Source organism: Cedecea sp. FDAARGOS_727 (assembly GCF_012273235.1).
GTDB lineage: Bacteria > Pseudomonadota > Gammaproteobacteria > Enterobacterales > Enterobacteriaceae > Cedecea > Cedecea davisae.
The window spans coordinates 1915089-1936073 of sequence record NZ_CP050966.1; the positions used below are offsets into that span (position 1 = coordinate 1915089).

The window sequence follows — 20985 nt, forward strand, 5'->3', positions numbered from 1 at the left end:
TTAATGATCCCCAAGCAGGTAGCGCAGGTAAAGCTGAGCGGTACTTTCGTTATAGTTGCCAAAGGTGTCGTAGCCAACCCGGCCACCAATGCTCATGTCTTTATTCACGTTATAGTCGGCTGAGGCGCGCAAAGTATAGCCGAGGCCGTTTTCGCTGCCGCCGCTATAGAACGCTTCTTTTGCCATGCCGCGCGCAACATAGTCCTCCAACTGGCCCTGTAGGCCCGGGTTGTTAGGGAAGTATGCGCTCGGATCCTGGCTGTAGGCCTGGTAGCCGATTGACGCGCCAACGGACATTTTCCAGTTGTCGTATTTCTGGGTGTAATCCACCGGGAACGACACGCTAATGTAGTTCTGCGGGCTGAAGTAGCCGCCCTGGCCATAGCTGAAGTAGCTAAGGTTTTTGGAGAAGTCCATATAGCTCATGCTGACGCCGGTTTTCAGCTCCCGGTCGTCAAAGTGATACGGACGCAGATAAACCCCGGCCGACCCATTAACGCTTTGGTTGCTCGGGACATTGGTGCCGATATAGCTATACAGCCCAACGCCCGCGTAGAAACCGGCATCGCCGTTGTCGTAGCTCAGCTGCGCGTTACCGCCGTTTTTGGTTACCTGCCCCCATTTTTCACCGCTGTATTTATCCTTCGCGCCGACATAAGAGAGCAGGCTGTCCACTACCGCACGCCTTTCGCCGGTGAGGATAAGTTGGAGGTAGTCGGTGAGCTGCGGCGACCACTGTACGCCGCCGACCAGGGTATTTAGATCCTGCCCAAGCGGCGTTGAGCCAACGTCGAGTTTGTACTGATTCCCGGTGAGCGCCATACCGAGCTCTACGCCAGAAGCGCTCTGTGCGCCCTGGGAGGGCACAATTGGCAGCACCGCCGGCGGCTGTTCGGGCAGCGTTTCGGACACCTGGCCCTGAATCAGCGCCCCGGTGCCAAAGCGCGTGCTTGCCTGGTCCGAAGAGCTGCCTGCATTTAAGGTAATTGGCGTAATGTTGATGTCGAAGCGCGAATCGCCAAACGGCACCGTGGACCACTGGAGCGGGGCTTTTATCTCGGTCATCTTGCTAAGACCGTTTTCACCGTCTCGGCTTCGCATCGCTACCGAACCCAGCGCCCAGGTGGCGGTTTTATCGGTTAGCTGCTCCATCATGCTGTTGACCTGGCGCAGCATGCCCGCATTGGCGTTTTCTACCGGTAAGTCCTGGCGTGCTGTTCCCGGCGGCGCGGCCTGCGGGTTGCGCGCCAGCTCGTTAACCTGCCACGGCATCGAAGCCTGGCCATAAACGTTGCCGCTTTGGCTGCCGCCGGAGCTGGTACTGATGAACGGGTTGTCCGCCAGAGCCAGCCCGCCGATGGTTGGAGTCACGCCGCTGTCGCTGCCCTGAATACCCGTTAACCTGCCGCGCGCGGTGCGCAGGTAGCTCATGGCCTGCTGGTGGTTGCCCTGCGCTTCGGCCACTCGTGCCAGCAGTATCAGGCGCTCAGGCGTATTGGTGTTGTGCAACCCGGTGGTAAGCTGTTGGGCTTTGTCTACGTCATTGCCCGCCAGCGCGATGTCGATAGCACCCGCACGGGCATCCTGGTCCGGCGTGTCGCGGGTCATCAGATAGTCATAAACTACGCCCGCTTCTTTGTTCATTTTGCCGGACTGGTAAAGCCTCGCCATCGCGAACATCAGGTCGGTATTCTGCGGGTCGCTTTGCAGGGCGCGGATGAGCTTGTCGTAGGCGGCAGCATAATTGCCCTGGGCTCGCAGCCGATCGGCTTCGTTTATCACATAGCCGTTGCGAATACCTGCCAGCTGGGCGGTGGTGCTGTGGGATTGCAGCTCCGGGTTCGCAAGGAACGCCTGTGCTTCGCTGTCCAGTCCCGCCTGGTTCAGGACGGTTATCTGGTCGGCATAATCACCGGCATTGCCCTGCACGCCACGGCGCATGTTATTGCGTACCAGCGCAACAGCACCGCTCATATCGCCGCTCTGCGCCAGCATGCGCGCCAGCTTACCGGCGTCTGCCGGGCTTTGCGGAGGATTAACGCTGAGCGCTTTTAAGGTGTTAGCTGCCGCAACGTTATCCCCCTGAGCCAGATAGCGCTCTGCTACGCCCATTTGCAGGTTGTAGTTCACGCGTTGGCCGAGTTCGCGCATCTCGCCGTTGCGGGCAGAGGCCGGTATACGTGACAGCAGGTTTTGCGCCTGCGGCCACGCATTGCTTTCGCTGGCGAACAGCGCCGCCGCGTAGATTTCAGTGTTGCTGGCTCCGGGGCGGAAAGCGGGCTGCATCAGGTCTGCCGCTTCGGCGCTGTTGCCCTGTTTTTGCAGCAACCGGGCAAGGTCGAGGCGCAGCCACGGGTCGGACGGCAGGCGGCTCATCCCCTGGCGCAAAATCGCTATCGCCTGCTGGACGTTGCCTCCGGCCGCCGCCTGCTGGGCCTGGCGGCGAATCGGATCGGCCGGGTTGCCTCCGCCCGTGCGCGGCTGGAGTTTGGCCTGGAGCGAAGCGGGCAGCGTTTGCAGCACCGCCTGAGCCTCGGCAGTTTTGCCTGCATCACGCAGCACGTAGTAGAGGTTTTCCCGAGCCGGGCCGTTGTTCGGCTGTGCTTCTAGCAGGCTGCGCAGCGTCTGCTCCGCCTGCGGGTAGTCTTTGTTGTGGCGTAAAACGTCGGCGCGGAACAGTTTTACCGCCGTGCCGCGCTCGCCGCTGGCGTCCGCCAAAGGGGCGCTGAGCGCCAGAGCCTGGCTAACGTTGCCCTGTTTGTAGGCCGCCTGAGCACCCGCCAGCTGGCCGTAAAATGCCGCGTCATCCGCCTGCTGTTTACGCTCTGCAGACTGGTCGCCACCGAGGCTTGCTGCTCGATTAAGATATTGCGCGGCCGCCGCATAGTCGCCGCGCCGCTGCGCGATGTAGCCCATCCCCGCCAGCGCCTCGGCATCCTGAGGATTGGCCTGAAGTACCTGTTCAAACTGGCCGCGCGCCGCGTCGGTATTGCCGCTATTAAGATCGGCAAAACCCGCACCTTTAGCCACGCCGCCGATGGCGTTCCGGTAATGATTTTGCACTTCTTTATCATCCGGATGGCGCTGGATCCAGGTCTGATAATACTGTTCGTCTCCGGCGGTCGGCCCCAGCCACAGCAGCGCCTGACGCAATGATTTATCCGCGTCCGGGTTGCCGCTCGCCATCTCCTGGAGCATGCCGATACCGTCCCGCCGGGTCGGCTCCCGGAAGGTCAGGATCTTGCCGAGCGCAATGCGCGCGCCGTTATCCTGCGGATGCTGAGCAATAAACTGCTGTAGCCCGCTAACCGCCTGGGGATAAAGTGATTTATCCCCGGCCATCGTCAGATAATATTCAGGTGCCAGCCCGGACGGCGGCTGGTCGCCGGTGAACAGCGTTTGCCAGGTGGCGAGCGCCGCGCTGATATTCCCGCTTCGGGCCTGCTGGCGAGCCAGCTCAAGCTGACCGCGTGGGATCTGCTGAACCTGCTTCGCGTTATCCAGCGCCTGAAGGTTCGGGTCCTGCGGCGATACTGCCGAGAGGCGGCCGCGCCACTGAGCGGCGGATTTCAAATCTCCGCTCTGCTGCGCCCAGAGCGACATCAGATATAAGGCCTGCGCGTTGTTGGCATCCACCATCAGCACTTTTTTCAGGGCTTCCATCGCCAGCTCATCATGGGATTTTTCGTGCCAGTAGTTTGCCTGGTCGAAAAGCGCCTTGAGGGCGGGATTATTGTCCGCGGCCAGGGCATTTACCGCCGCCAGCGCGAGCGCGCCGGACAGGCAAATCCTTGGCCAGCGGCGGGGGGTCTTTTTATTTTTCATTATTGTTATCCCTTTGCTCACTCTCTTCAGCCTGCGGGTTAATGCGGCTTCTTGCCCGGCGCTTCAGCAGCGGGTAGAGGGTGCCGCCGACAATAGCGGCGAACAGCAGGCCCAGAATCGCCAGCAGCGCAGAATGCTGGTTGGCGTACCAAACTATCAACATGTACCACGGCAGCTCTCCGCTCGGGAACTGCGGCCCAACCCGGAAGCTGCGAACGCCGTTCTCATCGGTAATGATGGCGGCATCGCCGCGCACGCTGGCGTTAATTTTTGCAGAGGACAAATCGCTGTGCAGGTGGGCAAGCTGGTCGTTATTGCTGCCGATAGCCAGCACCACAACCCGCGAGGCGTTCCAGCGTGAGCGGAAGCTGACAAACCCGCGCCAGGCCTCATTAGAGGAGAAGTAGCGGTCTGCCTCAACGCCCGTGGAGTTCCAGTCGCCTGCCAGCAGGCGCTGCACCTTTTCCCAGGTGGTGGGCTGGCGTACCCCAAATAAATGCTCATTGGTGACGAACGGGGACCCGGCGAGCAGGGTGCGGTTAAAAGCGCTCTGCTCCATCGTTGAAACCGCCAGCACGTCGCTCTGAGACAAATACAGCAGGTTAGCGCCGCCCTCCGGCAGGCCGAACATCACGCGGTTATTGTTCAGCGCTGTGCCGGTGGCGTTACCCGAGCGTGCCGCCAGGTCAAGCAGGGTGGATATCTCGGTTTCGCCCGGATGCTCCGGCAGCAGAAGAACGGTCTGCGAATAGTCGGCAAAGCGGGTGAACGGGAACGAAGCGCCGACGAAGTAAGAGAGGTTTGGCAGCAGCGTGAAGTGGCGAGTTTTGCTCAGGTCAATCCACGAGTTTTCATCGATGCGGCTCTTGATGTTGTTATTCAGCAGCACGCTGCACGGCGCATCTTCCTTTGGTACGATTTTAAAATAGAGCGCCAGCTGGTTATCGCCGTAGATGAGATACGGCTCCAGAGCCATATCGTAGTTTTCCTGGCGTGCATCGCCGCCAATCTTATGCCACAGCGTTTCCAGCGCGCCCTGTTTGTTAACCGGCAGGTTGTGCAGGAAAGTACCGTTCAGGGTCATCGACAGCAGAGAGCGCTGTTCGTCGATCCAGCTTTCTGACGGGAAGCGGTAGCCAATCTTCAGCGGGATGGCTTCGCCGTCCCAGAGGAACAGATCCGGCGCCGCGCGGAACGCGAGGTTTACCGCATCATGCCAGATGCCCGGAGCCGTGAGGCTTTGATCTTTACGCAGCAGTTCGCTCAGGCGCACCGGGCGATCGGTTCGTATCCAGCGCGGGGCGTCGTATGGGGCGCTGAGCGGGATAGTCTGAGGTTCTATCGGCAGGCTGGCGGTTTGCGGCTCAAACTGCCCACGAGTCAGGCGCCAGGCCGCGCTGCGAAGCTGGGATTCGTTGTTACCCACCACCAGCAGCAGTTTGTAAACCGGGTTCCCAGGGTTATCAATCATCTTCAGCAGCGGCCCGCTGCTGGCCGGTAAGGTAATTCCGCCGATAGTGTCGCCGGGTTTACCGAACAGAATGCCATTTTTCTCCGGCAGACGGTCGTTGAGGGCTTCAAAAGAGATCCCGCGGTAGTCAGCGGCAATGCCAAGCCACGAAGCCACCAGCGCCGCGGCGCTTACCTGCTCCGGCTGAGTTTGCGCCGGGAAAGCGAAGCTCAGCGTGGTCGGCGTCATCTGCATCGAGTCAAAGAACGGGCGCGGGAAGTGGCTCAGGTCGGAGCCGATATTCAACTGCTGCCCTTCAAGAGTGAGACGCGTGTCCGGCATGATGGTGACCTGGTAATTATCGTTCAGGTCGCGCTGGCAAAGCAGGGCGTCGGCATCGTTGATTTTGAGGTTAATGTTGTTGCTGGACACCACCAGCGCGGCCGGAATATCCAGCTGATAGCTGGTGACGTTGCTGTCGGCTGAACCGAGCGGCACGCTGCCGAGCGGCTGGCCGTTCATCATCAGCTGCATGGTCGTGTTACGTGCCGCCATCGCCGGGGAGACTTTGAGGTTCAGCGTCAGCTGGGCGCTGGTAATCACCTGGTCGGCAGGCAGCGTAAAGTCGATACCCGTTTGCAGCTGGCCGCCGCTAAGCACGATGCCGCGCGGCTGGCCCATTTGCGCCACGGTAATGCTGCTCGCGGTGCCGGGGTTAATCGCCGTCTGGACCGGCTGCGGCGTCTGTTCAACCGGCGGCGGCAGGCTGACGGGCAGCATCGACTCCACCGTGGTTGGCTGTTCAGTCATGCCCGGTTCTTCTGCCGCTGCGGGGAGCGCCAGCACGCTCAGAGCCAGAACGATCCCGGCTGCTACTTTCGTCATCCTTTTCATAGGGCGCTGTCCTCACCGGAACCGTCCAGTCGGTTGGGTTGCTCATGCTTTGCCCGGCGAGCGGCGCGGCGATCTTTCCAGGTCAGCCAGAACAGCTCGAACACGCAGCGGATAATGGTCAGCAGCGAGCGGAACGGGTTGTCCTGTGGTTTTGGCGGCTGGATCCAGGCGTCGGCGCGGGCAAGCACCACGCGTACCAGCTCGCGGCGGCGGGCCAGAGGGATCTCTTCAAACATCAAGCGGATAGTGGACTCGTCCGAGGCAATTACTTTCACCGGAATGCTGATGGCACCGGAATGAAGCTGTAACTCTACCTCTTCAATTTCGTCTGTCAGGTGGCGCTCATCCGGTACTTTGATGCGGCAGCCGCCCATCGACAGGTCGAGCGTATGGCTGCGGGAAGAGATGCCGCTGGCGTAGTGGATAACCACCGGGACATCGACCTCGATGCGAATCGTTTTGCGGGTCTGCCGCGTTTCTCTGGCGACGGCGATGGCCGCCAGCAGGAAGATCAGGCTATACAAACCCCAGCCTACGTTGAGGGCGATAACTTTGGGGTCAACGCCGAAGTAGTCGTGGGCGCAGGCGCGCACAATCCCGGCAATCACCGCCATCGCAAGCAGAACGGCGACAATCACATGAGGGCGCACAACGCGGAAGTCGAAATAGCCGACATCCAGCAGGTCTCCCTTATCGGTAACGTTGAACTTGCCGCGCTTCGGGAAGAGCATGGTTATCGCCGTCGGCAGGATCAGGTGGAAGGCCATCACCAGGTCGTAGATTTCCCCCCAGAAGCTGTAGCGATAGCGGCCGTTGAGCCGCGAGTTCAGCCAGATGGCGAGGAACAGGTGCGGCAGCGCATAGGCAAACAGCATGCTGGCCGAGGAGTGAATAATATTCAGGTTAAACAGCAGGTAAGCCAGCGGTGCGGTAAGGAAGGCGACACGCGGCAGGGCAAACTGGTAGTAAAGCATCGCGCTCAGGTAGCACAGCCGCTGTTGCCAGGCCAGCCCGCGGCCAAACAGAGGGTTATCGGTGCGAAATATTTGCGTCATTCCGCGCGCCCAGCGGGTACGCTGAATAACGTGCAGCACCAGGCGTTCGGTCGCCAGCCCGGCCGCCAGCGGGATATCGAGGAATGCGGATTTCCAGCCCCGACGCTGCATTTTCAGCGCGGTGTGAGCATCTTCGGTCACCGTTTCAACCGCAAAACCGCCAATTTCTTCCAGCGCGCTGCGGCGGATAACCGCGCAGGAGCCGCAGAAGAAGGTCGCGTTCCAGAAGTCGTTGCCGCGCTGGATTGGGCCATAGAACAGCGCCCCTTCGTTCGGGATATCGCGCCCTACGGAGAGATTACGCTCGAACGGATCGGGCGAGTAGAAGTAGTGCGGCGTCTGGATCAGCGCAAGCTTAGGATCTTGCAGGAATGCACCCACGGTTGCCTGCAGGAAGATACGCGTGGCGACGTGGTCGCAGTCGAAGACGGTAATTAACTCGCCGCTGGTCAGCTTCATGGCGTGGTTAAGGTTGCCCGCCTTGGCGTGCGAGTTATCGTTACGCGTAATGTAACCTACGCCTACGTTGGCGGCGAATACCGCAAACTCGCTGCGCTTGCCGTCATCCAGCAGGTAAATCTTCATTTTATCCTGAGGATAATCAATACACTGTGCGGCCAGCACGGTGTCCCGTACGACGTCGAGGCTTTCATTATATGTCGGAATATAGACATCGACGGTTGGCCAAAGCGAAGTGTCGTCCGGCAGGGGAACAATTTCACGCTTCAGCGGGAATAATGTCTGGAGGTGGCTTAGCAGCAGCAGCAGCCAAATATACAGTTCTGCCAGATAAAGCCCGATGCCGAGAATTGCCTCGATTTCGGAATTAAAATGTAGCGTCTGGGTGGTGCGAAACCAGATATAGCGCGTGGACATTAAGCCCGACACGATAATCAATATGATGGAAACGCTGCGCTTTTTGCTCAGGCCTAATAACAGCAATACTCCGATGCTGATTAAGCCAAAAATATACTGTTTCTGGCTGTCCATAGGCGTAATGATGACCAACACCGCCACCGGTGCCAGCACCAGCAGCAGTAAATAAAACAAAGCCTTTTTCATAGGACTTCCTGAATATTTCAGAAGTTTGATGTTCTCAAACCGGAATGAACTGCGCCGTCGCCAACGTGGATCCCCAGCAGGCCCGCAACCCGTTTACTGATTAATTCAATATCGAATGCGGCCGCAGAAACCGGGCTGAAATCGAATATCGATTGCTGCGAAGCATTGGCTTCCGCCACGCTTTCATCCCGATTAATAACCCCGAGCAGGCTGTCGCCGAGCCGCTGCTGCATAAATGCCGTGACGTCGCGGCTGATATGGCGGCGGCTGTCGCTTTGGTTAACCACGAAATAATGGCCCAGCCGGTTATTCAGCGGCTCGCCGGTCAGGCGGTGGTTTTCAATTTGCGGCAGCAGAGACAGCGAGGCGGTGTCCGCGAGCAGGGTGATGAGGTGTAAATCCGCAAGCCGGGAGACCGCCTTCAGCGCCGGATTTGGCCCCGGAGGGAAATCCGCGATGATAACCAGGCCCGGGTAATTAAGCAGAGTGCCGAGGCCGCGTTGCAGAAAGTGGCTATCGTTGGCCAGGCGCTGCTCGAAGTCGAGGCGCTGGGCTTCGGTGGCGTCGCCATACGGCAGCACAAAGATGTTGCCGCCTGCGGTCAGCACCGACTGGCTCCAGTCGGAGGACTCTCCCGCTTTTGCCACATAGCCACGTCCGTCCGAAAGCGGGACGCCAAAATGCAGGCGCAGCGCGTTCTGCACGTCGAAATCAATGGCTAACACTTTGCTGCCAGCGCGCGCCAGCGCCCAGGCCAGGTTTGCGGTAACGGTGGTTTTCCCCACGCCGCCTTTTGGCGAGCAAACACAAACTAACGGCATGAGGCAATCATCTCCAGCAAGGGTTGTAGCGGCAGGTCTTTACCGGCCTGAGTCGCGGCTGGCGCGGTTTTGGCGGCAAACAGTTTATTAAACGGAATGGCTTCGGCCTGCTGGCGCGCAGCGGGCGGCACAGCAGGAGCCTGAGGGCTGACAACCGGGGCAGGCGTTAATTGATCAAACAGAGAAGACGCTGCTGGTTGCGGTTTGATAACCGGCGCTTCAGGAACCGGCTGAGGGGCAGGTTGTACCTGTGCGGAGGAAACCGCGGAAGCTACGCTATTGAGAATTGAGGTTTGCCCGGCGGCAGGGATTTGCGGCGAGGCGGGTGCAGGTTTTGCCAGACTAATATCGAAGGCATCCGCCGCAACTGATTGTGGAACGGGAACGGACACGCTGCCCGCGTGGGAAAGGGCATTTTCCTCTCCCGGAACCTGGTTTAATTGTTTAATAATCGCCCAGCGCCCGCTATCTGCGGTCTGGGTCTGCGCCGACATGTCCTTAAATTTAATGGCGCCTGTGCGTGTCTTTTCCTTGAAACGCTGCAAATCATCATAGTTTTTCATAAATATATCCATGATTTACAATTATTTATGAACTCACGCACGGCTACAGGGCGGCGCTTAGCGAGAGGTATTATTCGCCGTCTATATTACAGCCTATAACGTTTTCACCCTTTTGCTGGGGTTTAATCGAGAGTGGATGCCTTCTGTTATGAATAATTATTGATGGCTCCATTAGCGCGGATATTAAGCCAAAATATCGGCCGTTGACGAGCACTCTGTTTCTTTTTTTGAAGAAATTCATATCTGGCGTGAAAGAGCATTAATTAATATCAAATTCACCCCTCAATTCGGAGTGTTTACCCAGGTTTAAATGCTGGTTTTTATTTCTTTATTAGCATTAATAATGGTAGTTACGGCGCTCGATTCGTCGGCAGGTAATACTTTCTTTTGGGGGCACGTGGCAATTATCGTTCGTGAAAAACGAAAGAGTAGGTACGTTGCGCCCGGAGCCAGCGGAACAATACTTAATGGCTCCGGAGAGGTTTGCTTTGCTGGTTAGGCCTGACGGTATGACTGGGTTTCAGTATGCTCAAGCATATGCAGGTGCTCTGCAACCTTCGCTTCTGCTCGCGAGGCACGTATGCGAAGTGCAAGGTTCCAGGTATTGAGTTCCTTTGCATTAGCGGCCGGGCCGGAGTCTTTAGCGATTCTGCCGCAATTCTCAAGCCATTCGGCTACCTCAGCCCAATCCCAGAGCGGTGACTGGCCGGTAATCCGTTGGATTGGGTTTGGAAAATCACCTTTCCCACGGATGCCATCTTTCAGCATGGTGATAGCCTGGCGAGATAAAGCAGAAAGCTCAGCTATGTCGCTTAGCCCGACCAGCGTGGAATCAACAGACTCGACTCTCGCCCCAATGCCTGCACTTTCGATATCCCGGATAGCCGTAGCAATTGCATTCTTGAGGGAGGGGGATTCACGGTCGAACTCAAGATAGATAGCGTTGCCGTAATAGCTAATCATGGCGTCATCACAACCGGCCTCAAAAAGCGCATCTTCATGGCCCGGTGTATTGAGGGTGATGCCGGATACCGTGAGCGTGAAATTGTAGAGTTCCATATGGACTCCTTCTTGACAAAGGCGGTAGTGGCGCCGCCTTTGGATTTCATTGTTTGGATGCTTCTTCATTAGCCTTCTTCTGCGTAAATAATAACCAGTGTGTGAGCGTGTGTCAACAGTGGGTGTTTCGCAACCCCTATAGATTGCCGCGGTAGCAAGATGCTGCTGTCTGCAAATTGGGGTTGGGTTTAATGCCAGTGTTTTGAGGCAAAAAGGGTAGTCATGCGAAGCCACTTCTCAACCTGGAATGTACACGCCGAAGGCGCAAGTGGGAGAGGCGTGGGAGGAGGGGCAGATACCCTCTCCTTTGCAGGAGAGGGTAAAAACGGTTAGCGAATTTCCCCGTTGACGTCCTGATCGACGGCAAAACAGGCGACCAGCTGGCCGTTGCCGTAATCCTTAAGCTGCGGCTGGAGCTGGGTGCATGGCCCAAAACGACGGCTGCAGCGAGCATTAAAGGCGCAGCCTGGCGGCGGGTTCAGCGGGCTTGGCAACTCGCCGGTCAATTTGATGCGCTCGCGGCGTTCGTCCGGGTTCAGACGCGGCGTGGCGGACAGCAGTGCCTGAGTGTACGGGTGCAGCGGGTTGGAGAAAATCTGCTCTTTACTGCCTTTCTCCACGCAGCGGCCGAGGTACATCACCATCACTTCATCGGCAATGTGCTCCACTACCGACAGGTCGTGAGAGATAAACACGTAAGAGAGCCCCAAATCCTGCTGCAAATCCATCATCAGGTTCAGAACCTGAGCGCGCACGGATACGTCCAGCGCGGAGACCGGTTCGTCGGCAATTACCACGTCCGGGTCCAGCATCAGGCCGCGGGCGATGGCGATACGCTGGCGCTGGCCGCCGGAGAACATATGCGGATAGCGGTCGTAGTGTTCGGTTTTCAGGCCGACTTTTGCCATCATCTCCAGCGCTTTTTCACGGCGCTGGGCTTTGCTCAGGCTGGTGTTAATTTGCAGCGGCTCTTCCAGAATCTGGCCCACTTTTTTACGCGGGTTCAGCGAGCCATAAGGGTTCTGGAAAACTATCTGGATTTTCTGGCGGCGCAGTTTTTCCGCCGAGGCGTCTGGTTTCAGCAGATCCTGCCCCTGGTAGTACAGCTCACCGCCGGTCGGGACTTCAATCATGGTCAGCAGGCGGCCAAGGGTGGATTTCCCGCAGCCGGACTCGCCCACGACCGCCAGCGTTTTGCCGCGCTCGAGGGTAAAGGTTACGCCGTCCAGCGCTTTGACCAGGCGTTCAGGTGCAAAAAATCCCTTCTTCACCGGGTAGTGTTTTTTCAGGTCGATGGCCTGCAACAGCGGTTGCGCGGTGGCCTGTTCGGTACTCATAGGGTTGGCCTCCCGGCATCATCGAGTGGGTAGTGGCATTTGGACTGACGCCCGTCGGCCAGCATGGTGAGCTCCGGCTCTTCGCTGCGACATTTGTCGGTGGCGTACGGGCATCGCGGGTTAAGCAGGCAGCCGTTCGGACGGTCGTATTTGCCCGGTACTACGCCCGGCAGCGACGCAAGGCGCGCTTTGTCCTGAGCAAACTCCGGCAGCGCACGCAGCAGCGCCTGGGTATAAGGATGGCGCGGCGCACGGAAGATATCGTGGGACGAACCGGCCTCTACGACCTGGCCTGCGTACATAACAATGATTTTATGCGCCGCTTCGGCAACCAGCGCGAGGTCATGGGTGATGAGGATCAGCGCCATGTTCTCTTTCTGCTGAAGTTCCAGCAGCAGCTCGATGATTTGCGCCTGGATGGTGACATCGAGGGCGGTGGTCGGCTCATCGGCAATCAGCAGTTTAGGACGGCAGGCAATCGCCATCGCAATCATTACGCGCTGGCTCATACCGCCGGAAAGCTGGTGCGGGTAAACGTCCAGGCGCGAAGCCGGATCGGGAATGCCTACCTGGGTCAGCAGGTCGATTGCCCGCTGGCGACGGGTTTTCTTGTTGCCGCCCTGATGCACCTTAATCGCTTCCATAATCTGGAAGCCGACGGTGTAACAAGGGTTCAGGCTGGTCATCGGGTCCTGGAAAATCATCGCCACTTCGGCACCGACCAGGTTGCGGCGCTCTTTCTCAGAAATGCGCTTCAGATCCCGGCCGTTAAACTCCAGCTTCTCAGGCATCACGCGGCCCGGGAAGTCAATAAGCCCCATAATTGCCAGCGAGCTGACCGATTTGCCGGAGCCGGACTCGCCGACAATCCCGACGACCTGCCCCTGATCCACGCTATAACTTATGCGGTCAACGGCACGGAACGGTGCGCTTTCGTCGCCGAAATGCACCGATAATTTATTTACATTTAATAACGCCATCTCGAACCTCTTACTGCTTCAGTTTGGGATCGAGCGCGTCACGCAGACCGTCACCCATCAGGTTAAATGCCAGTACCGTCAGCAGAATCGCAACCCCAGGGAAGGTCACAACCCACCAGGCACTCTGCGCGAACTGCAACACGTCGGCGAGCATGGTGCCCCACTCCGGTGTTGGCGGCTGCGCACCCATGCCGAGGAAGCCAAGGGCGGCCATATCGAGAATGGCGTTCGAGAAACCAAGCGACGCCTGAACAATCAGCGGCGCAAGGGTGTTCGGGAATATATTCACAAACATCTGGCGCATTGCGCCTGCACCCGCCACGCGGGATGCGGTCACGTAGTCACGGTTTACTTCTACCAGTACGGCGGCGCGAGTCAGGCGAACATAGTGCGGCAGCGCAACAAAGGTCAGCGCCAGCGCGGCGTTACCGATAGACGGGCCAAAGATAGCTACCAGTACCAGCGCCAGCAGCAGGCTTGGCAGGGCCAGCATGATGTCGACAACGCGCATGATGATGTTATCAACTACGCCGCCAAAGTAACCGGCGACCAGGCCAAGTACGATGCCCATCACCAGCGAGAGCACCACCACCAGGCAGCCAACCAGCAGCGACAGGCGTGCGCCGTACATCAGGCGGGAAAGCACATCGCGGCCTACGTCATCGGTGCCGAGGATGTAGCTCCAGCTGCCGCCTTCCTGCCAGACCGGCGGATGCAGCAGCGCGTCGCGGAACTGCTCGGCAGGCGCGTGGGGAGCGATAAAGTTGGCGAACACGGCGATGAAGATCATTACGGCGACGTACACCAGGCCGATCACCGCGCCTTTATTGCGTTTAAAGTAGTGCCAGAACTCCTGGAAAGGGGTCATCGGCTTGGGTGCTGCCTGCACTTTGTTTTCAGTGCTTATATTTTCAGTAGATGGCGTCATGATGGCCCCTTATTTCTTATGGCGTATACGCGGGTTCACCACGCCGTACAGCAGGTCTACCAGCAGGTTGACGAGGATAATCATCGTCGCTACCAGCAGCACGCCGCCCTGAACCACCGGATAGTCACGGCGCTGCAAGGCATCAATCAGCCAGCGACCCAGACCCGGCCAGGAGAAGATGGTTTCGGTCAGGATTGCGCCCGCCAGCAGCGTACCGACCTGCAGGCCGATAACGGTAACAACCGGCAACATGGCGTTGCGCAGAGCGTGAACCACGATGACGCGCATGCGGGTTAAGCCCTTGGCGCGAGCGGTACGGATATAGTCTTCGCCCAGCACTTCCAGCATCGAAGAACGGGTCATACGCACGATAACCGCCAGCGGGATAGTGCCAAGCACGACAGCGGGCAGGATCATATGGGCAACGGCGTCAATAAAGTCGCCCTGCTGGCCCCAGATTGCGGTGTCTATCAGCGCAAAACCGGTCAGAGGCAGGGAGTCATCGAGGAACACCGTATCGCTGACTCGCCCGGAAACCGGCGTCAGGTTCCAGTGAACGGAGACCAGCATGATAAGCATCATGCCCCACCAGAAAATCGGCATTGAGTAGCCGGTCAGCGCGATGCCAACGGCGGTATGGTCGAAGATAGAACCCCGCTTCACGGCGGCGAGTACGCCCACCGGGATGCCTACCGCAACGGCGAACATCATCGCGCAGATGCCGAGTTCCAGCGTCGCTTTAAAGCGCGGAACAAATTCGTCCCATACCGGAAGGCGGCTCTTTAATGAAATCCCCAGGTCGCCATGCATTACGCCCCATATGTAATGGAGGTATTGCTGCCACATAGGTTTGTCGAGGCCAAGCTCAGCCAGCAGCTGGGCATGGCGCTCAGGAGAAATACCGCGCTCTCCGGCCATGATCATCACCGGGTCACCGGGGATCATATGAACGAAAGCGAAGGTGAGTAGGGTAATACCTATAAACGTGGGGATGACTAACCCCAGTCTTCGGAGGATGAACTGCAGCATATCCCGGATTCTCTGTAGTGACGGCGCGCCTGGTGACGCTTCGTCTGTATTGCTCACAAATAATGAATATAAATGCCCTCTCCCCTGAGGGGAGAGGGTTAGGGTGAGGGGGAAATTAAAACACCCTCACCCCGGCCCTCTCCCTCAAGGGAGAGGGGGGATCTCTACTTATTATTCGACGGACACGTTCTCGAAGTGGTGTTTGCCCAACGGATCGACCACGTAGCCTTTAACTTCTTTACGCACCGGCTCGAACACGGTGGAGTGAGCGATGATCAGCGCCGGAGCCTGGTCATGCATCACAACCTGAGCCTGTTTGTACAGTTCAATACGCTTGTTGTGGTCGTCGGTTGCGCGAGCCGGCTGAATCAGGTCTTCAAACGGCTTGTAGCACCAGCGGGAGTAGTTAGAGCCATCTTTGGCTGCCGCGCAGCTGAACAGGGTCGCGAAGAAGTTATCCGGGTCCCCATTATCGCCGGTCCAGCCCATCATTACGGCCTGGTGTTCACCGGCTTTAGCACGCTTCAGATATTCGCCCCACTCGTAGGTCACAATCTTGGCCTGAACGCCGATTTTCGCCCAGTCAGCCTGAATCATCTCGGCCATACGGCGAGCGTTCGGGTTGTAAGGACGCTGGACCGGCATTGCCCACAGCTCAACGGTGAAGCCTTTGTCCTGGCCCGCTTCTTTCAGCAGCGCTTTCGCTTTCTCAGGATCGTAGGTGTAGTCTTTCACGTCATCGTTGTAGCCCCACATGGTTGGTGGGATCAGGTTTTTAGCCGCGGTGCCCGCGCCCTGGTAAACCGCTTTGATGATCGCTTCTTTGTTCACCGCGTAAGTCAGCGCCTGGCGAACTTTTACGTCGTCAAACGGCTTCTTCTCGGTGTTGAAGGAGAGGTAACCCACGTTCAGGCCAGCCTGTTCCATCAGATTGATGTTTTTGTCTTCTTTCATGCGGGCGATGTCGGCCGGGTTAGGGAACGGCATTACCTGACATTCGTTTTTCTGCAGCTTGGCGTAACGTACGGAAGCATCCGGGGTGATGGAGAACACCAGGCGATCGATCTGTGGTTTGGTGCCCCAGAAGCCAGGGAACGCTTTATACAGAATGCGGGAGTCTTTCTGGTATTGCAGCAGCTGGAATGGACCGGTGCCGATTGGGTTCAGGTCGGTTTTTTCCGGGGTGCCGGCTTTCATCATGTTGTCCGCATATTCTTTAGAAAGAATAGAGGCGAAGTCCATGGCCATATCCGCAAGGAATGGCGCTTCCGGGCGAGCCAGAACGAACTGAACGGTGTTGTCGTCCACCTTCTTGATTTCAGTAATCAGGTCAGGCAGGCCCATGCCTTCGAAGTATTCATAGCTGCCGCCAGAAACTTTGTGGTACGGGTTGTCTTTGTTTTTCTGACGATCGAAAGAGAACACTACGTCGTCGGCGTTGAAATCACGAGTCGGTTTGAAGTCTTTATTATCCTGCCACTTCACGCCTTTGCGCAGGTGGAAGGTATAGGTTTTGCCGTCCGCGCTAACGTCCCACTTTTCAGCAAGGCCCGGAATGATTTCGGTGGTGCCGGTTTTGAACTCGACCAGACGGTTATAAATCGGTACGGAGCTGGCATCGTAAGTGGTGCCGGAGGTGAACAGCTGCGGGTTAAACCCTTCCGGGGAACCTTCTGAACAATAAACCAGGGTTTTGGCTTGTACGCTTGCTGCAACGGTCATGGCAACCAGGCTCAGACCAAATTTCAGCATCCCTGACTTCTTCAAGGAAATACTCATTATTCTGCTCCAATTATGTGTCGTGTTGTGTTTTGTAACCGTCTGACCATTGTTATTTGTGTGAGGTCGGTACGGTGTGCCCGGAGGCGATGGTGAGGTCAGCAGTTCCTTTCGCGAGTCATGCGTGGAGGTAGCACAGACGGTCCGTAAATAGCCCCTCTCGTCCTACAATCTGTCAACAGATTAAGGAAACGTCAATACAGGTCACGGGGATTTACAAGCAAGGTGGGATTCGGTGGGCAAAGATTAAAAAAACCTTCGGGGGCAGTTTCCAGCAGAGAAAATTATGCTACGCGCTTGTTACCAGAATATTAAACTGCTTCTTTTGCGTACGCTAGTGGTAATCGATTGCTTACAATGGGCAAAATTTTGTGTTAAATGATGAATTGTTGCACGATTTATTTTGTGATCTGCATCGCTCACAGCGAAAAATGCTGTCCGCCATCATAAGTAATGGCGCAAAAAACCACGCTTTTTCATAACTAAATTCGATGGCTTATATTCTGCCAGATTCGCCATGGCGGCAGGTTGTGACTCCCGCCGCCCACGGTTTTTTTAAACCCTATTGCGCAGTTTTTTCCGGTACGTGACACCAGTTGTTATTCTGGTTGATCCCGCCGTTCGGCGAGGTGTAGCCCAGGCAGCCCAGGATGGTGTCATACAGTTCAACATGGCGATGCGGTACCTTCATTTTCGCCTGTTCCTGCATATGCCTGAACGACTCGGCAGAGGCAGGATTTTCCAGATATTTATCCGACGCCCAGACCAGCAGCGGCACGCGGAACTGCTCCGGTGGCGCCATTTCTCGTGGGGTGCCGTGCAGGTGTTTGGACTCGCTAATCGACTCGCCGTGGTCTGCCGCATAGAAGACGATGGCTTTCTTATCACGCAGCTTATCAATCACGCTGTCGATAACCGTGTCGGTGTAGAGCACCGAGTTGTCGAAAGCGTTAATCAGCATCTCTTTTGAGCAGCCTTTATCAAGACTGATGCACTCCGGCGTCCATTTGGCGAAGCTGCGCGGGTAGCGCTGCGCGTAGGAGAAGTGGGAGCCTTTGGTGTGAAGAATCACCAGGTGTTTACCTTCCGGGTTCTCGTCGACCGACTGCTTCATTTCCTCAACCAGCAGCATGTCATCAACGGTTTTGCCGCGATTAAGCGGTTCGGCGGCAATTTGCTCGCGGAAGGAGAAGCTGTCCGGCATGGCATTTTTGTAGAACCAGATTTCACTCTGCATCGCGAACAGCTCCGAGCTGAAACCAAGCTGCTTGAGAACCGCAAAGACGTTTTGCTCTTTCAGGGTCCGCTGTGGGTTATCTGCCGTACCGCCCTCACGCACAAACATGCAGCGCAGCGAAAGTTTGGTGGCGGTGTCGCAGGACTCGCCGCGGAACGCGACAAGGTTTTTCTCTTTTGAAAGCTTCGGCGTCGTGTCACGTTCGTAGCCGAGTATCCCCATGTGATCCCAGCGCGTGGTTTCCCCGATAATAAACACCATGTAGGTATCATCGATGCCCTGCGGAGCAACATAGGTAAACTTCTTTGCCGGATTCAGCAACGAGGTATTGCCGCTGGATTCGTCCGCGCGCGCCCAGGCGAACAAACCGAGGGCCGAGACCCAGTTAGAGGGTAAATAGGAGCTTGCTACCACGCCGCCATAGCTGGCCATATCGGTGGTCGAGCCTTGTTCATCGTCGGACTGTACCTCGCCTAAAAAACGCAGAGGCGCCCAGACCAGCAGGGCGGAAAGCAGCACGATAGCGATATTTTTTGTCCGCTGGCCGGGGGTTAATAGCTGCTGAATTAGCGTATCGCGGGATTGATTCATCCAGATAAGGAGCAGCGGTATGGCGCTGACCAGCACCATCCAGATGGCGAAGTGATAGCCTACGACTTCTTTAGAAAGATCGATATCGGTGGTCATCACCGAGGCGATAATGCCGTAGCCCACCACCACGTTAAAGAACGTCATGTAATAGCCGGCGGCCACCGAGCACAGCACCACAAACGAAGCCAGAATCCGCCACGCGGAACGTCCGAACAGCGAAAGGAGGCGGAACAGGAAAAAGGTGACCAGCAGGCAGGCCAGCACTTCTGCCGCCGCGGCTATTCCTTTCCAGGCAATGAAAACTTGTGCGCGGCTATCAAAGCGCTGGTAGAAAACAGAGATATTCAAAAACCAACCAATGTATACCGCCAGCAGCAAACACAACTTCTGGTGGGACATTGTTTTAAAGTAATTCATGCAGGGTATCCTGGCGATATAGACATATAAGCGCTATTCAGACCGTAGGGCGGGTGGGGAGTTCTCAATGAAGCCGAATTAGTTGCGATTAGGGGATAATTCCTGGCGCTGGCTCAAATTAGAACGGTGGGGGATTGTAATGCCCGATTGCCTGGCGGTCACCCGGATAAAGTCTCTTTGGTGCGAAAAGTGAAAAACCCCGCCTTTCGGGCGAGGTTTTTATTCAGCTAAGTGGCCGGAATGACTCACTCTTTCGAGGCGGCATGCAGCTTGTCGTAAATGTAGTTTCTGTAGCTGTTAAACAGCGCGGTGTCCTGGCAATCATTGAGTTCGCCCTTGCATAAGTGGCGCATGTCGATATTGGCCTGGTAGAACGGAGACACTTTCAGCTGCGCCTGCTCGAGCAATATCCCACCCAGGAATGCGATGTCGGTGACCTGGCCCAGGTCCGAAACCGGCGGAAGATTGAAGTTGTCCCGCAGGCTGAACTGCGACAGGTGCATGGCGTCCGGCAGCGGTGAGGTATAGCCGTTAGCCCAGTCGATAGCGGGCTGGTGGTCACCAAAATACATGAACATCGTAGGCCGCTTACGCTGGTCAACGAACTGGAAGAAGTCCTTGAGCGCGATGTCGGAGTTTTTGATTTTTTCCACGTAGTGGCTGAATTTACCCGCCGAACCTTCATTTTTCACCACCGATGCCAGCTGGTAATCATCGTGATGAGAGGCATCGTAAGGGCCGTGCTCATACATAGTCAGGGCGTAGACAAAAATTGGTTTGTCGGTCTGGCTGCCGAGGAGCTTTTTGACGTAGCTCAGAACATCGCCAGTGCTGATGTGCCAAAGGTTTTCCGAGATATCACCAGGGTAGCCCAGCTCCTGAGGCTGAATAATTTTATCCACGCCCATCATGCTATAGGCGTGGCCAGCGTTGTAGGCCGATTTATTGAATGGCGTCAGGACTACGGTGTAATAACCGTTATCTTTCATCTGTTTAAACAGACTGTCGTTGACGTGGTCGATGACGGAATAAAACACCGCGTTTTTCATCGCGCCAAAATCATCGCTACGCAGGCCGGTGAGCGCCGCAAATTCAGACAGCCAGGTACCGCCGCCGAAAGTTTGTACGCGCATCAGAGAATGGGCTTTTACCTTGCTGTCCTGGTCGAACATAGCGAGATGCGGCAGCACACCCGGGGTCGGCACCTTGTAAAGACGTGGGTCAACCGTGGACTCCTGCAATAGCAGAACGATGTCGGGGCGCACGCCGTTCGGCGTTGGCTGAGCTTTATTGAGCGCTGCGGCACGGGTGATAAATTCCTGAGCTGGTTCTTCAGGGAAGGTTGGGGAGTCATAAATCGTCTGTATTCCCGACATCGCCAGGTTGGACAGCACGCCGGTGCCGCCCGGTAGCTTGGTTGACCAGTCATGCTGATTGCGCAGCACGCTGTGGCTTAAAAGCGCAGCGCTGCCCAGCATGATGCCAACGGCGACCAGCGGTGCGGCCAAACCGGCGCGGCGCGGCGCAACGCGCCAGCTGACGACGAGCGTTAATATAAGCAGTGCTAGCATGGCCACCACGGCTACACCGGCGGACGGATAGTGCAGCAGCGTGCCGGCGTTGGAAGGGTCGGCCATCATAAAGATATCAGGGAACAGCAGCTGATCTTTGTAATAGTGAACCTTAAGCTGGTTTAAAAATTGCAGCAGGATGACCAGCAGGCTGCTGGTGGCGATGGCGAATGCGGCTCTGGCAGAGACTAAATAAAGCAGCCCGCCGCAGAAAATAAAGGCACATGCCGCGATAACCAGCGGGTAGACATCACGCGGTGAATTACCTGCGACAATGATAAGGGCCGCAATGAGCAGCAGCGCGACATAAAGGTATGTCCAACGAGCTTTTCGGCCGGAGCCTGGTTTCATCATGCTCATATTATCCTGTGGGATGTATTATTTTTC

At 56.9% G+C, this 20985-nt stretch carries 13 protein-coding genes; all 13 read right to left on the reverse strand.

Annotated features, from left to right (window positions below):
• Entirely contained in the window at positions 1-3825 is a 3825-nt protein-coding gene (locus FOC35_RS09210) for a cellulose biosynthesis protein BcsC (RefSeq protein WP_172568740.1), read from the reverse strand.
• Positions 3815-6169 carry a cellulose biosynthesis cyclic di-GMP-binding regulatory protein BcsB gene (gene bcsB / locus FOC35_RS09215; RefSeq protein WP_172568741.1) on the reverse strand — a complete coding sequence of 785 codons (2355 nt, stop codon included), beginning with the start codon at positions 6167-6169 and terminating at the stop codon, positions 3815-3817. The genes FOC35_RS09210 and bcsB overlap by 11 nt, the downstream gene beginning before the upstream one ends.
• Positions 6166-8286, reverse strand: a complete 2121-nt coding sequence (bcsA, locus tag FOC35_RS09220) for a UDP-forming cellulose synthase catalytic subunit (protein ID WP_172568742.1) — start codon at positions 8284-8286, stop codon at positions 6166-6168. Before bcsA ends, bcsB begins: the two co-directional genes overlap by 4 nt.
• A 17-nt stretch (positions 8287-8303) precedes the next feature.
• The gene (gene bcsQ / locus FOC35_RS09225) at positions 8304-9107 is read right to left on the reverse strand and encodes a cellulose biosynthesis protein BcsQ (RefSeq protein WP_016538754.1); all 804 of its coding nucleotides are present in this window, start codon (positions 9105-9107) and stop codon (positions 8304-8306) included.
• A complete protein-coding gene (bcsO, locus tag FOC35_RS09230) occupies positions 9098-9670 on the reverse strand; it encodes a cellulose biosynthesis protein BcsO (RefSeq protein WP_172568743.1) in 573 nt (190 codons plus the stop codon). Before bcsO ends, bcsQ begins: the two co-directional genes overlap by 10 nt.
• A gap of 495 nt (positions 9671-10165) precedes the next feature.
• Complete coding sequence (locus FOC35_RS09235; protein WP_254065379.1) at positions 10166-10729, reverse strand: AlpA family transcriptional regulator; 564 nt, start codon at positions 10727-10729, stop codon at positions 10166-10168.
• A gap of 329 nt (positions 10730-11058) precedes the next feature.
• Positions 11059-12066 (reverse strand): dipeptide ABC transporter ATP-binding subunit DppF, encoded by a 1008-nt coding sequence (gene dppF / locus FOC35_RS09240; protein ID WP_016538751.1) that lies wholly within the window; start codon positions 12064-12066, stop codon positions 11059-11061.
• Positions 12063-13046, reverse strand: coding sequence for a dipeptide ABC transporter ATP-binding protein (gene dppD / locus FOC35_RS09245; protein WP_172568745.1), 984 nt, complete (start codon positions 13044-13046; stop codon positions 12063-12065). Before dppD ends, dppF begins: the two co-directional genes overlap by 4 nt.
• Before the next feature lie 10 nt (positions 13047-13056).
• The gene (gene dppC / locus FOC35_RS09250) at positions 13057-13974 is read right to left on the reverse strand and encodes a dipeptide ABC transporter permease DppC (RefSeq protein WP_016538749.1); all 918 of its coding nucleotides are present in this window, start codon (positions 13972-13974) and stop codon (positions 13057-13059) included.
• A 9-nt stretch (positions 13975-13983) separates the two neighbouring features.
• Positions 13984-15003: a dipeptide ABC transporter permease DppB gene (gene dppB, locus FOC35_RS09255; RefSeq protein WP_016538748.1), complete on the reverse strand. Its 1020-nt coding sequence runs from the start codon at positions 15001-15003 to the stop codon at positions 13984-13986.
• A gap of 171 nt (positions 15004-15174) precedes the next feature.
• Entirely contained in the window at positions 15175-16782 is a 1608-nt protein-coding gene (gene dppA / locus FOC35_RS09260; protein WP_016538747.1) for a dipeptide ABC transporter periplasmic-binding protein DppA, read from the reverse strand.
• Between the two features lie 562 nt (positions 16783-17344).
• Positions 17345-19027, reverse strand: a complete 1683-nt coding sequence (gene eptB, locus FOC35_RS09265; protein WP_172568746.1) for a kdo(2)-lipid A phosphoethanolamine 7''-transferase — start codon at positions 19025-19027, stop codon at positions 17345-17347.
• Positions 19028-19272: 245 nt separating this feature from the next.
• Positions 19273-20958, reverse strand: a complete 1686-nt coding sequence (locus tag FOC35_RS09270) for an LTA synthase family protein (RefSeq protein ID WP_172568747.1) — start codon at positions 20956-20958, stop codon at positions 19273-19275.
• Positions 20959-20985 lie beyond the last annotated feature (27 nt).